The organism is Heyndrickxia camelliae (assembly GCF_002844575.1).
In the GTDB taxonomy this organism is placed as follows: Bacteria; Bacillota; Bacilli; order Bacillales; family Bacillaceae_C; genus Margalitia; species Margalitia camelliae.
Genome location: NZ_PIQO01000020.1, coordinates 39,403 through 52,474, shown reverse-complemented (window position 1 = coordinate 52,474; position 13,072 = coordinate 39,403). Strand labels below are relative to the sequence as shown.

14 protein-coding genes are annotated in these 13,072 nt (G+C 36.1%); 13 read left to right on the top strand and 1 reads right to left on the bottom strand.

What is annotated here, in order from left to right; genetic code table 11:
• Window positions 1–116: 116 nt before the first annotated feature.
• From CWO92_RS20040 to CWO92_RS19980, 13 genes are all read left to right on the top strand, one after another.
• Window positions 117–1,292 carry an ABC transporter substrate-binding protein gene (locus tag CWO92_RS20040; protein ID WP_101355985.1) on the top strand — a complete coding sequence of 392 codons (1,176 nt, stop codon included), beginning with the start codon at window positions 117–119 and terminating at the stop codon, window positions 1,290–1,292.
• A gap of 80 nt (window positions 1,293–1,372) precedes the next feature.
• On the top strand, window positions 1,373–2,251 hold the full coding sequence (locus CWO92_RS20035) for a branched-chain amino acid ABC transporter permease (protein WP_101355984.1): 879 nt from the start codon (window positions 1,373–1,375) through the stop codon (window positions 2,249–2,251).
• A 15-nt stretch (window positions 2,252–2,266) separates the two neighbouring features.
• Complete coding sequence (locus CWO92_RS20030) at window positions 2,267–3,238, top strand: branched-chain amino acid ABC transporter permease (protein WP_101355983.1); 972 nt, start codon at window positions 2,267–2,269, stop codon at window positions 3,236–3,238.
• A complete protein-coding gene (locus tag CWO92_RS20025; protein WP_437177566.1) occupies window positions 3,213–3,992 on the top strand; it encodes an ABC transporter ATP-binding protein in 780 nt (259 codons plus the stop codon). Before CWO92_RS20030 ends, CWO92_RS20025 begins: the two co-directional genes overlap by 26 nt.
• On the top strand, window positions 3,992–4,699 hold the full coding sequence (locus tag CWO92_RS20020; RefSeq protein WP_101355981.1) for an ABC transporter ATP-binding protein: 708 nt from the start codon (window positions 3,992–3,994) through the stop codon (window positions 4,697–4,699). The genes CWO92_RS20025 and CWO92_RS20020 overlap by 1 nt, the downstream gene beginning before the upstream one ends.
• Window positions 4,700–4,843: 144 nt before the next feature.
• Window positions 4,844–6,076, top strand: a complete 1,233-nt coding sequence (fabF, locus tag CWO92_RS20015; protein ID WP_101355980.1) for a beta-ketoacyl-ACP synthase II — start codon at window positions 4,844–4,846, stop codon at window positions 6,074–6,076.
• 181 nt (window positions 6,077–6,257) lie between these two features.
• Entirely contained in the window at window positions 6,258–6,845 is a 588-nt protein-coding gene (locus tag CWO92_RS20010) for a TerD family protein (RefSeq protein WP_101355979.1), read from the top strand.
• Window positions 6,846–6,894: 49 nt separating this feature from the next.
• On the top strand, window positions 6,895–7,476 hold the full coding sequence (locus CWO92_RS20005) for a TerD family protein (RefSeq protein WP_101355978.1): 582 nt from the start codon (window positions 6,895–6,897) through the stop codon (window positions 7,474–7,476).
• A 21-nt stretch (window positions 7,477–7,497) separates the two neighbouring features.
• Window positions 7,498–8,076, top strand: coding sequence for a TerD family protein (locus CWO92_RS20000; protein ID WP_101355977.1), 579 nt, complete (start codon window positions 7,498–7,500; stop codon window positions 8,074–8,076).
• Between the two features lie 51 nt (window positions 8,077–8,127).
• Window positions 8,128–8,862: a DUF475 domain-containing protein gene (locus CWO92_RS19995; RefSeq protein ID WP_101355976.1), complete on the top strand. Its 735-nt coding sequence runs from the start codon at window positions 8,128–8,130 to the stop codon at window positions 8,860–8,862.
• 352 nt (window positions 8,863–9,214) lie between these two features.
• Window positions 9,215–10,396 (top strand): HpcH/HpaI aldolase/citrate lyase family protein, encoded by a 1,182-nt coding sequence (locus tag CWO92_RS19990; protein ID WP_101355975.1) that lies wholly within the window; start codon window positions 9,215–9,217, stop codon window positions 10,394–10,396.
• Complete coding sequence (locus CWO92_RS19985; protein WP_101355974.1) at window positions 10,341–11,732, top strand: phosphoribosyltransferase family protein; 1,392 nt, start codon at window positions 10,341–10,343, stop codon at window positions 11,730–11,732. The genes CWO92_RS19990 and CWO92_RS19985 overlap by 56 nt, the downstream gene beginning before the upstream one ends.
• Window positions 11,692–12,798, top strand: a complete 1,107-nt coding sequence (locus CWO92_RS19980) for a cysteine protease StiP family protein (RefSeq protein ID WP_101355973.1) — start codon at window positions 11,692–11,694, stop codon at window positions 12,796–12,798. Before CWO92_RS19985 ends, CWO92_RS19980 begins: the two co-directional genes overlap by 41 nt.
• 6 nt (window positions 12,799–12,804) lie before the next feature.
• On the opposite strand, the gene CWO92_RS19975 is transcribed toward CWO92_RS19980, so the two are convergent.
• Entirely contained in the window at window positions 12,805–13,041 is a 237-nt protein-coding gene (locus tag CWO92_RS19975; protein ID WP_101355972.1) for a hypothetical protein, read from the bottom strand.
• Between the last annotated feature and the right edge of the window lie 31 nt (window positions 13,042–13,072).

Sequence of the window (13,072 nt, the reverse complement as noted above, 5' to 3'; positions counted from 1 at the left end):
ACAATGTTTTCAGAATATTATTTGTTGTAGGAATAATCCTAAATAAATGATATTTCACTGGGTCTAATTCCTCAGTAAAATCATCTAACAAAAAATCTCAAAAGTGGGGGCAGAAGATGAAAAACAAAAAGATTATGGGAATCATGATGTCATTATTGCTGTCGACAGGTGTCATAGCAGGCTGTGGAACTGCATCAACTGGAGGTTCAGGGAAGGACAGCAAAACAATAGTCATTGGTGAAAACCTAGAATTGTCTGGTGCCGTTGCTTCTTACGGTTCATCAGCTGATAAGGGAATTGCATTGGCATTGGAAGAAATCAATAAAAAAGGCATCGATGGCAAGAAATTGAAAATTGTAAAAGTCGATAATAAATCAGATGCACAGGAAGCAACTAGTGCTGCACTAAAATTAATTAGTCAGGATAAGGTGTCTGCTATTATTGGTGCAGCAACGAGCGGAGATACACTCGCACAAGTAAAAATTGTAGATGATAAAAAAGTTCCTCTTATTACAACATCTGGTACAGCGTCAAATATTACTTATGATAAGGGGAAATTGAATGAATTTGTATTTAGAACTTGTTTCATTGATCCGTTTCAGGGGATTGTATCTGCCAACTTCGCTAGCAACAATTTAAAAGTGAAGAATGCAGCAATCTTTATTGACAGTTCAAGTGATTACGCAAAAGGACTTGCGAGCAACTTCAAGGATACCTTCACCAAAAATGGTGGAAAGATCGTAAAAGAGGAAGCATATTTAGCGAAAGATACAGATTTTAGAGCGCAGCTGACAAACATTAAAGCAAAAAATCCTGATGTAATTTTCGTACCTGGCTACTATGAAGAAGTAGGTCTCATTGTGAAACAAGCCCGTGATTTAGGTATTAAGGTACCTATTATGGGCGGTGACGGATGGGATTCACCTAAATTAGTGGAGATTGCCGGTGCAGATGCCCTTAATAATACCTTTATCACAAACCACTATTCTTCAGGAAATACAGAGGATCAAAAGGTTCAAGATTTCGTAAAAGCATACAAAGATAAATATGGTCAAGAACCAGATGGATTTAATGCTCTTGGATACGACTCTCTTTATTTGATTGCAGATGCAATTAAACGTGCAGGCAGCAGTGACCCAGTAAAGATTAAAAAAGCTCTTGAAGAAACCAAGGATTTACAGCTAGTAACAGGAACATTTACATTTGACGATAAACATAACCCGGTAAAATCGGCTGTTATTCTAGAGTACGTGGATGGTAAACAACAATTTAAAGCGAAAATTAATCCTTAAAAAAATACCACTTAGCAGGGGGACTTGTCCCCCTATTAAAGTTTTAAGACAGGAAAATGATATACAAGGAGAGTGCGTAAATGGAATTCATACAACAATTAGTAAATGGTATATCTCTCGGAAGTATATATGCACTAATCGCGCTCGGCTATACGATGGTGTATGGAATTGTGAAATTAATTAATTTTGCCCATGGCGATGTTTTCATGGTCGGTTCATTTATTGGTTTTTATTCTATTACTTATTTACATTTAGGTTTTTTTCCGGCATTGCTTTTATCGATGCTTGTATGTGCAATTTTTGGAATGTTAATAGAACGTATTGCCTATAAACCATTGCGGAATGCAACTAGAATTGCCGCTCTTATAACGGCAATAGGTGTTTCTTTATTTATCGAATACGGAATGGTATATATTCGCGGAGCGCAGCCTGATGCTTATCCAAGGAATGTTTTACCCAATAAAACATTTGACATATTTGGTGTAAGTATTAGCAGCCAATCCATATTAATTCTAGTTACATCTATTGTACTTATGATTATTCTTCAATTTATTGTTCATAAAACAAAGACAGGAAAGGCAATGCGTGCAGTTTCCCATGATGCAGAAGCGGCCAAATTAATGGGAATTAATGTAGATCGAACAATCTCGGCCACTTTCGCCATAGGTTCTGCTTTGGCGGGTGCTGCAGGTGTTATTTTTGGTATTTATTACATTAAGATTGAGCCCTTAATGGGAATGATTCCGGGGATTAAGGCATTTGTTGCTGCAGTTCTTGGTGGCATTGGCATCATTCCAGGAGCAATGGTAGGCGGTATTTTACTTGGGGTTATCGAATCAATTGTTAGTGCATTAGGATTTTCTTTATGGCGAGATGGAGTTGCGTTCGTTGTCCTAATTCTTATCTTAATTTTCCGTCCATCAGGACTGTTTGGAAAAAATATGAAGGAAAAAGTATAGAAAGGAGACGACTACATGCAAAAAAGAAAGCAATTCAAAAGTTTTTACATATATATCTTTGCAGCGATAATCGTCTTTGCCATTGTCCAGTTTTTAATCTCTGGACAGTTCATGAATGATTTTTATATTAATACGCTAATGGTTATTGTTATTAATATTATTTTGGCAGTAAGTCTACACTTAGTTATTGGAATAACGGGGCAATTTTCCATAGGACATGCAGGTTTCCTTGCAATCGGGGCATACTCTGCAGCAATTATTACCATGAAATTGCAATTACCATTTGCACTTTCCTTATTGGTAGGTGGTATTGCTGCTGCAGTTGCAGGATTAATTATTGGTATCCCAAGCTTACGATTAAAAGGTGATTACCTAGCGATTGCTACCCTTGGATTTGGAGAAATCGTTCGCATTACTTTGTTAAATATTAATTATGTTGGCGGTGCCAGTGGAATGTTGGTAGATAATCTAACTACTTGGCCATGGGCATTTTGGTGTATGGTTATTACGATTCTAGTTATTGTTAATTTTACTAACTCTACTCATGGCAGAGCCTGTATATCTATTCGTGAAAATGAAATAGCAGCAGATGCAATGGGGATTAACACCACTTACTATAAAGTAATGGCATTTGTCATTGGCGCTTTTTTTGCTGGGGTTGCAGGAGGACTATATTCCCATAACTTTTACATTATATCGCCTGGGTCATTTGGTTTTATGAAATCCTTTGATATATTAATTTTTGTTGTATTAGGTGGTTTAGGAAGCCTTTCAGGATCGGTGATTGCAGCAATTCTATTAAGTATTGTTTCTACATTCCTTCAAGATTACCCAGAAACTCGAATGATTATCTACTCTCTTGTTCTAATATTAATGATGATCTTCCGCCCGCAAGGATTATTAGGTACAAAAGAGATTACCTCCTTTTTCAAAAAAGGAAAGTCATCAGATGGGGGGAAACATGATGGAAAACAAACAGTTGCTTAAAGTTGAAAACGTAGGAATACAATTTGGTGGTTTAAAAGCTGTATCCAATACTAATGTAGAGATTAGTAAAGGGGAATTAGTTGGTCTCATTGGACCAAATGGTGCAGGTAAAACAACTTTTTTTAATCTTCTTACAGGTGTATATGTTCCAACGGAAGGAAATATTTTTCTGGATGGTAAGAGATTAAACGGACTTCCGCCATATAAAATTACACGTAAAGGTATCAGTCGTACCTTTCAAAATATCCGCCTGTTTAATGAATTATCAGTGCTGGATAATGTTAAGGTTGCTTACCACTCAAATTCAAAACATGGTATTATTAGTTCGATTTTTCGACTTCCTTCCCATTTTAATGGTGAAAGGGAAATGGAAGAAATGGCAATAGATTTTTTGAAAATATTTAATCTTGATGGATATTTATATGAAAAGGCAAAGAACTTGCCATATGGGCAGCAAAGAAGATTAGAAATTGCACGGGCTCTTGCTACTCAGCCCAAGTTATTATTATTGGATGAGCCTGCAGCAGGGATGAATCCGAATGAAACCGAAGAGCTTATGAATTTAATCAGCTTTATTCGTGAAAGATTCCATTTAACTGTATTATTGATTGAGCACGATATGCAATTGGTTATGGGAGTTTGTGAAAGAATTTATGTACTTGATCACGGCCAGCTTATTGCAGAGGGATCTCCGTCTGAAATTAGAAACAATCCTAAGGTTATTGAAGCATATTTAGGCGAGGAGGTCTCATAATGCTAAAAGTGGAAAATATTAATGTTTATTATGGGAATATACAAGCACTAAAAGGAGTATCATTGGAAATTAATCAGGGAGAGATCGTCACCTTAATTGGGGCGAACGGAGCTGGAAAAAGTACTCTATTGAAAACTATCTCCGGATTGTTAAAGCCTAAAACGGGGGAAGTTTTATATGAAGGAAAGTCGATAAGCGGCAAGGCTGCCCAAACAATTGTGAAGCAAGGTATTTCCCACGTTCCAGAAGGAAGACGGATATTTGCTAATATGAGTGTAATAGAGAATTTGGAACTGGGAGCTTTCTTAAGGAAAGATAAAATTGGTATACGTGAAGACCTTGAAAAGGTATTTCAATTATTTCCAAGGCTCTATGAGCGCAAGAAACAGTCCGCAGGGACATTATCCGGCGGTGAGCAGCAGATGCTTGCAATGGGCCGAGCGCTGATGGCAAAACCACGACTGCTTTTATTAGACGAACCCTCTATGGGATTGGCTCCGTTACTGGTTAAGACGATTTTTCGAATCATAGAGGAAATTAGCCAAACTGGCACAACTATTTTATTGGTGGAACAAAATGCTAATATGGCGTTATCTATTGCCAATCGTGCTTATGTAATCGAAACAGGGCGTGTAGTACTTTCTGGTACGCCGGACGAATTGAATGAAAGTGACCAGGTGAAAAGTGCTTACCTTGGAGGACACTAGAATTAAGTAATTTATTGAAATTATTCCAAATTGGCTGTGATACCAATTTGGATTTTTTTATGAAGTCATTTAGTAAATATTGGAGGTTTTTTAAATAATATGTCGAAATAAGGTTATATCATCATATATATTGGAGGGGAAAAAATGAAAAGGGTTGTTATAACAGGATTAGGAGCAATTACGCCTCTGGGAAATCATGTAGATGAGATTTGGAAATCTGTTATCAATGGTGAGTCAGGTATTGATTATTTAACAAGATTTGATGCAACTAACTTTTCAGCAAAAACGGCAGCTGAAGTGAAAGATTTTGATTTATCTAATTATATAAAAGTTAATGAAAGACATCGAATGGATCGGTTTACTCAATATGCAATTGCTTCTGCTATGATGGCGGTAAAGGATGCGGACGTAACAATAGGAAAGGACGTCTTACCAGAGAGGATAGGTGTATGCTTTGGCACAGCCATCGGAGGAATTGAAAGCTTTGAGGAGACTTATCAAAACCTAATAAATGGTGGTTATCAAAATGTATACCCTTTTTCAACAACGATGGTGATTTGCAATATGGCATCGAGTCAAGTTGCAATTGCACTAGGTGCAAAAGGTTATAATAATTGTATAGTTCTTTCTTGTGCCTCAAGTTCCAACGCAATCGGCGATGGATATAGGGCGATTCAAAGAGGAGATGCAGAAATGATGGTCGTTGGCGGAGCTGAGGCATCTATAACACCACTAGGTATTGGAGCTTTTTGTGCCATGGGGGCTATATCTACCAATCCAAATCCTCAATCCGCATGTAGACCTTTTGATGTAAATAGGGATGGTTTAGTTATGGGAGAGGGGGCAGGTGCCCTTCTGTTAGAAACTCTTGATTCAGCAATTAGGCGAAATGCTGAAATTTACGGAGAAATAATCGGATACGCCACTAATAGCGACGCCTATCATATCACAAGTCCAGCTCCCGAAGGAAAGGGGAGCATCGAAGTAATGAGGATGGCATTAAAAGACGCAAAAATAGAAAAAGAGGAAATTGATTATATTAATGCACATGGAACAAGCACCAAAAATAACGATAAATCGGAAACAGCAGCAATAAAAAAATTATTTGGAGAGGCTGCGTATCAAATTCCGATAAGTTCTACCAAATCGATGACTGGTCATATGATGGGGGCAACAGCTGCGGTTGAAGCTATATTTTCTTTATTGACGATTCGCGATGGAATTATTCCACCTACTATTCATTTAGAAAATCCAGATCCAGAGTGTGATTTGGATTACGTTCCTAATCTAGCTAGAAAAAAGAATGTAAGAACGGTTCTCAGCAATGCACTTGGATTTGGTGGTCATAATTCGGCATTAATTTTTAGGGCTGTGTAAGGGTCATGAAAAAAAGCTGAAACTTTTTTTCATGACAATCGTATAAAAATAGGGAATCAATTATTCACTATTACTAGATGACAAATAATTCAATTAACGTATTTTTTATTGGAAATTGTCTATGAATAAAGTAAAATATTAATAGAATATTGTCGAGAAACATACATAGGGAGTGATTTTATTGGCTATTTCTTTAGCAAAAGGTCAAAAAATTGATTTAACAAAAGGTAATGCAGGATTAAGCTCATTGTTAATTGGTCTTGGATGGGATCCAGTGAAGAAAAAAGGATTGTTTGGAACAAAAACACCCAACATTGATTGTGATGCCTCTGTTATAATGTTAAATGAGGCTGGAAAGCTAGAAAGTAAGCATGATGTTATCTATTTTGGGAATTTAACTAGTCAGTGTGGGAGTGTTCGTCATACAGGAGATAATCTTACTGGTGATGGCGATGGTGATGATGAGCAAATTTTCATAGATTTACATAAAGTTCCTTCCAGAATTCATCGTCTTCAGTTTGTTGTTAATATTTATCAGCCTGTTCAAAGAAAACAAGATTTTGGAATGATTGAAAATGCATTTATTCGAATTGTGGATAATATGACAAATGTTGAACTAGCACATTTTAACTTATCCGAAAACTATAGTGGATTAACAGCGCTTATTCCAGGGGAAATATATCGTCATGATGGCGAATGGAAGTTTAACGCAATTGGACAAGGAACAAAGGATACTTCGATTGGAGAAATAGCAAATAAGCTTGTTTAACATTTTTCCTAATGAGATAGCTCAAATTTTTTAGAGAGGAAGTTGTAACATGGCAATTAGCTTATCAAAAGGTCAGAAAGTAGATTTAACAAAAACAAATCCAGGGTTGCAAAATATTATTGTTGGATTAGGCTGGGACGTTAACAAATATGATGGAGGCAATGATTTTGATTTAGATTCCTCTGTATTCTTATTAAATGCTGAAGGAAAATGTTCATCAGAAGCTGACTTTATCTTTTTCAATAATTTAAAAGGCGGTAACGGATCGGTAGTTCACAATGGTGATAATCGTACTGGAGCGGGAGATGGGGACGATGAAACGGTTTCCGTTAATCTTGCTCAAGTACCAGAAAATATTCAAAAGATTGCTTTTACGATTACGATTCATGAGGCCGAAGCACGTAACCAAAATTTTGGACAAGTTTCCAATTCGTTTGTAAGAATCGTAAATGAGGCGAATGGTGAAGAATTAATCCGTTACGATTTAGGCGAAGATTTCTCTATTGAAACAGCTGTTGTAGTTGGGGAATTATACCGTCATAATGGCGAATGGAAATTTAATGCTATTGGCAGCGGGTATCAAGGCGGATTGGCAGCCCTTGTTAGAGATTTTGGCTTAGACGTTCAATAATTAATTATTTGAGGTGAGATCATGGGAATCGTTCTTTCTAAAGGACAAAGAATTGATTTAACAAAAACGAATCCAGGACTTACGAAAGCAATCATCGGACTAGGCTGGGACACAAACAAGTATAATGGAGGTCATGATTTTGATCTTGATGCCTCTGCATTTCTAGCGGATGCAAATGGAAAAGTAATTAATGATCTTGATTTTGTATTCTATAATAATCTGAAAAGTCCTGATGGCGGTGTTGAACATACTGGTGATAACCGTACAGGTGAGGGTGACGGGGATGATGAGCAAATTATTATCAATTTCCCAAAACTGTCACCACATATTGAAAGGATAGGGATAACCGTTACGATACATGAGGCGGAAGCACGTAACCAAAATTTTGGACAAGTTTCCAATGCCTTTGTCAGAGTCGTAAATCCGGAAGACAATCAAGAAATCCTCCGCTTTGATTTAGGGGAAGATTTCTCTGTTGAAACGGCTGTTGTGGTTTGTGAACTTTATAAACATCAAGGGGAATGGAAGTTCAATGCAATAGGCAGTGGATTTTCTGGCGGTTTAGCTGCGTTATGCCGTAATTATGGACTTACAGTTTGATAGTTTTATATTTTAAATAAGGGAAGTATTTCGGAGGAGTATTATAAATAAATGGCACAATTTTTTCATGACTTATTCCACAATTATGGAGAGTTCTTTTCACTACATGCAATAACATCTGAACTCTCAAATCCAGCAAGCTGGGGAGTTATTTTCAGTTTAATTATTTTAGAAGGTTTATTATCTGCAGATAATGCATTGGTGCTTGCTGTTATGGTAAAGCACTTGCCTAAGAAACAGCAAAAGAAAGCATTGTTTTATGGAATCTTAGGAGCTTATCTATTCAGATTTATTGCCATTGGAATAGGTGTATTCCTAATTAAAATCACTTGGATCAAGGTTGTTGGTGGTTTATACCTATTATGGTTATCGTTGAAAAACCTCCTCAAGAAAGAAGAGGAAGATGGCGAAGTCAAAAACAAAGGTTACGGTTTTTGGAAGACAGTGCTTTTAGTTGAATTGATGGATATCACCTTCAGTATTGATAGTGTAATTGCTGCTTTTGGTTTATCTAACAAAGTATGGGTATTATTCCTTGGTGGAATCTTAGGAGTACTTATGATGCGTGGTGTCGCTCAATTATTCCTAAAATTAATTGAGAAATTCCCTGAATTTGAGACTACCGCCTTTGTATTAATCGCCATTATTGGTATCAAAATGATTGCTGCTGCATTTGGTTTTGATGTAGGTGAGATTGTTTTCTTCAGTATTCTGGCTGTTATTTTCCTTGCTACATTTGTTGTGCATGCACTTAAGAAAAAGCCAACAAAAGGAGAAAATAAATAAATAAGGCAGTAACATAATTTTGAGGATATCTTCAAATTACTAGAAAGGGATAAAAGAAATTTTATCCCTTTTTAAAATAATAGAATAAAATCCATAAGTATTTTATCCTTAAAATTAATCCACAAGATGATTTTATGTTTAGTAGCGTCTATCGGCTAACGGATTTCTACGTCTCCTCCCTACGATAAGTCAGTATCACTTGTGAACTACCTCACTGTGTTTCCTTTATCCAGTCGAAGACTCCAAAGGTGAAATTTCAAAAGCTAATTTCACTGACCCGTATTCCGATAAACAAGGCGCTTGCACTTTTCTATTACCATTTAAGGATTCTATTAGAACGGGAGAGTTATTCATGAGACATTTTCCATTTCTTACAGACGAACAGTTAAAATCAACTTTTTATATCTCTCCGGAAAGTTGGACAAAAGAGTCTCCAAAGGAAGTATTGGCTTATGCGCTTGGAGGAACCCTTTATATGCCTGGTACTAGAACACAAATTTCTAATGATATCCTTGGTGGTAAATTTCTTTATGGAAAGTATGCAGGACTTACTTCCATGGTTATTTGTTTAGAGGATTCTATAAGCGACCATGAGGTTGTGGAGGCTGAAATCAATAGCGTTATTCAATTGCAAACGCTTTACAATGCCGTAAACAGCAGGAAGTTTTCTCAAGGGCATCTTCCACTTATTTTTATACGTGTGAGAGAACCAAAACAAATTGAAAAGCTCATCAACGATCTTGGGGCTGCATCTACTCTATTAAGCGGTTTTGTTCTACCAAAGTTTGATGCTCATATCGGAAAAGAGTACCTGGAACAAATTCAGTCCATTAATAATACATATTGCTTATCCCTTTATGCATTGCCAATATTGGAATCAAAAGAGGTAATTTATAAAGAAACCAGAATGGATACATTACTATCTATTAAGAAATTACTCGATCATTATGCTGAAATTGTACTAAATATTCGGATTGGGGCAACAGATTTTTCGGGTCTTTTTGGGATTAGAAGAGATAGCGAAACTCCAATTTACGATATAGCTATAATTAGAGACTGCATTGCAGATATATTGAATATTTTTGGAAGGATGGATCACGAATATATTATATCAGGTCCAGTTTGGGAATATTTTCAATTACCTGGGCAAATGGTAAAACCTTCAGTCAGAAATAATTTAGATGGTGTCTTGCCTACCGCTAACCAGTACGATCAAGCATTTATTCGTGAAATTATTCTTGATAAAAGCAACGGTATTGTTGGTAAAACCATTATCCATCCCTCTCATATTCGTCTAGTTCATGCTTTAAATGCAGTTACATATGAAGAATATATGGATTCTATTTCTATCATGGATCATATTCATTCACACAATGGTGTCATTACAAGTAACTTTCACAACAAAATGAATGAAGTTAAACCGCATTATCAGTGGGCGAGAAAAACTTTATTGAAATCTAAAGTATACGGGGTGCTACATGAGCAGCAAAGTTTTATCCAACTCCTTGAATTCAGTGAACGAGTGCACTTATAAAATACTAGATAATTTAACGGTCAATATAAAAATAACGGGTAATGATTTGAATATTCCTCCTGCTGTTTTATTCAAAATGGCTGCCAGAATTAATAAGAAGAGATCCTTTTTATTTGTAAGCAAAGTTCTTGGTAAACATCTTCCTGTCAATCCAATAACACCAATACTGGCCAGTTCCTTGTTAGCCAGTAAATATGTTATGGAAGTTTTACATAATGAGGATGAACAACTTATGAAGAAAAGGGATTTCTTTATGCAGTCTGTCCATTCAAAACGTATTTTATATGAGGTTAAACCATTTCAACTTTCGCAAAAAACGATATTTATTGGATTTGCGGAAACTGCTACAGCGTTAGGTCATGGTGTATTTGAAAACTTCCAAAATGCCTATTTCTTCCATACAACTAGAGAAAAAATGGATAATAAAGAAACCATGATCCAGTTTGAAGAGGAACATTCTCATGCGACTTCACATTATTGTTATATAGACCCTTGCCATGTACAAAACCAGAATCCGATTGTTTTTATTGATGATGAGCTTACGACAGGAAATACTGTTTTGAACATTATTCATGCGATACACGGCAAATTCCCCCGTAAAAGCTATACCATTCTTACTTTATTAGATTGGCGCGCGGAAGAAAGTATTCAACAATTCCGTCAAATGGAGAAAAAGTTGGGAATCGAGATAAATGTAGTATCACTCATAAAGGGCGAAATAGAAGTAGATAGTTCTAACGTCATGATGAATATGGAAGAATCCAATATTCATATAAAAAAAACAATGGGAAAAATTATTTCTGTTGATTTATCCGATTTAATGATAAGAATTTCGCCTTATTACCATCATTCTTCCAATACGAATTATTTATGGCAGACGGGCCGTTTTGGATTGGATAGTTCGGAGACGGAAGAGATTAATCAGTGTGTAGGCACTATCGCCCGCAAGCTTGTCTCACTTCGTTCAGGAGGAAAAACTCTCTGTCTTGGTACCGGGGAGCTGATGTACTTACCGATGAAAATTGCCTCACTGATGGGTGATCAGGTCTATTTCCAGTCAACAACGAGAAGTCCGATATATGTATCTCGTAACAACGATTATTTAATACAGAGTAAATATACATTTCCTTGTCCTGAGGATTGTTCTGTACAAAATTATTTTTATCAAATTGAGCCAGAAATGTATCAAGATGTATTTGTCTTTTTTGAAAGAGAGCTTGGTGAGAGTGAGAGAGCACCTCTCTTGCAACAACTTGCCGCACTTTTTCCGTATGTTTTTGTTGTAACATTAAGCAATGGAAAGGGTGAAGTTGTTCGTGAAAACGGTACATACTAAATCTTTTGGATCTTATTCAAATAAAGACGTTATTTTTTTGCTTAAAGATATCAGTGATATGTTGCACGAAACTTCAACGATGGATAAAGAAGAACAGATTCAGTCCGGCAAGCACTATTCGGAAATGCTCCCAATCGAAAATGAACCATCTAAAGAATATACGAATCTCTTTTTTTCATCCTTACATTCAAATAAATTAAAAATTGCAGAAGCGGTACAAGTAATAGCAGAGGAGATTATCAGGCAAAAAGGAAAGAAAACACTTTTAGTTTCCTTGGCGAGAGCTGGAACACCTATTGGTATATTGGTGAAAAGATATATTTTAGCAAAATACCAAATCTCACTGCCACACTATAGTGTTTCCATAATTAGAGGGAGAGGTATTGATGAAAATGCAATCAACTATCTTAGGAAGCATTACCCCGATTATGAATTTCAATTTATTGATGGCTGGACAGGAAAGGGAGCAATTAAACTAGAGCTAGATCAGTCCCTACAAACCATTAATCAAACAAACCAAACAAATATTTCTAACTCTATAGCAGTCTTAGCGGATCCAGGGCAATGTGCTGATATTTATGGAACGAGAGAAGATTTTCTGATTCCGAATGCTTGTTTAAATGCAACTGTGTCAGGTTTAATAAGTAGAACTGTCATGAATCGGGACCTCTTAAGCAGCAAAGATTTTCATGGTGCAAAATTTTATCAGGAACTTTCGCCCCATGATGTATCCAATTATTTTATAGATGAAATTTCCGCACAATTTGAGTCAATATTAGGAAATACAGTATCTTTTAAAATGGATGAACCAAATTGGTCGGGGTTAAGAGAAGTGCAGTCTATTCAAAAAATGTTGAAAATAAAGGATAAGAATCTGATAAAACCTGGAGTAGGAGAAACAACGCGAGTATTGTTAAGAAGAGTACCGTGGAAAATTCTTGTTCGTGATAAAATGGATAAGAATGTATCCCATATCTTATTGTTAGCAAAGGAAAGGAAGGTACCGGTTGAAGAATATCATTTGATGTCCTACTCCTGTTGTGGGATTATAAAATCGATAAAGTAACTAATTTTACTTTTTCAATCTAATACTTTTTGTTATCCAGTAAAGCAGTAAAACGATGGAAAGGTAAGGGATAAAAACAAGTAAGAAGTTGAGTTTTGCCCTTACGAATGTTTCGGTTATGAAAGTAAATAACAAGGAAAACCCGATGAACTCGAAAAACAATAAAATTTTAAATAGAAACATTTCACTTACCAAATCTTTAACTTCTTCTGTTATCTTCTGGTTGATTTTGTATTTAAACATACAAATAGACCTCCAAATTAGTCTATATTCT

Excerpts from the sequence above, each read along its gene's own strand:
- CWO92_RS19990 (WP_101355975.1), top strand. The coding sequence starts at position 9,215 with ATGAGACATTTTCCATTTCTTACAGACGAACAGTTAAAATCAACTTTT.
- CWO92_RS19975 (WP_101355972.1), bottom strand. The coding sequence starts at position 13,041 with ATGTTTAAATACAAAATCAACCAGAAGATAACAGAAGAAGTTAAAGAT.
- CWO92_RS20005 (WP_101355978.1), top strand. The coding sequence starts at position 6,895 with ATGGCAATTAGCTTATCAAAAGGTCAGAAAGTAGATTTAACAAAAACA.
- CWO92_RS20030 (WP_101355983.1), top strand. The coding sequence starts at position 2,267 with ATGCAAAAAAGAAAGCAATTCAAAAGTTTTTACATATATATCTTTGCA.
- CWO92_RS19980 (WP_101355973.1), top strand. The coding sequence starts at position 11,692 with ATGGAAAGGGTGAAGTTGTTCGTGAAAACGGTACATACTAAATCTTTT.
- CWO92_RS20000 (WP_101355977.1), top strand. The coding sequence starts at position 7,498 with ATGGGAATCGTTCTTTCTAAAGGACAAAGAATTGATTTAACAAAAACG.
- CWO92_RS20020 (WP_101355981.1), top strand. The coding sequence starts at position 3,992 with ATGCTAAAAGTGGAAAATATTAATGTTTATTATGGGAATATACAAGCA.
- CWO92_RS19985 (WP_101355974.1), top strand. The coding sequence starts at position 10,341 with ATGAGCAGCAAAGTTTTATCCAACTCCTTGAATTCAGTGAACGAGTGC.
- CWO92_RS20025 (WP_437177566.1), top strand. The coding sequence starts at position 3,213 with ATGATGGAAAACAAACAGTTGCTTAAAGTTGAAAACGTAGGAATACAA.
- fabF (WP_101355980.1), top strand. The coding sequence starts at position 4,844 with ATGAAAAGGGTTGTTATAACAGGATTAGGAGCAATTACGCCTCTGGGA.
- CWO92_RS20040 (WP_101355985.1), top strand. The coding sequence starts at position 117 with ATGAAAAACAAAAAGATTATGGGAATCATGATGTCATTATTGCTGTCG.
- CWO92_RS20035 (WP_101355984.1), top strand. The coding sequence starts at position 1,373 with ATGGAATTCATACAACAATTAGTAAATGGTATATCTCTCGGAAGTATA.
- CWO92_RS19995 (WP_101355976.1), top strand. The coding sequence starts at position 8,128 with ATGGCACAATTTTTTCATGACTTATTCCACAATTATGGAGAGTTCTTT.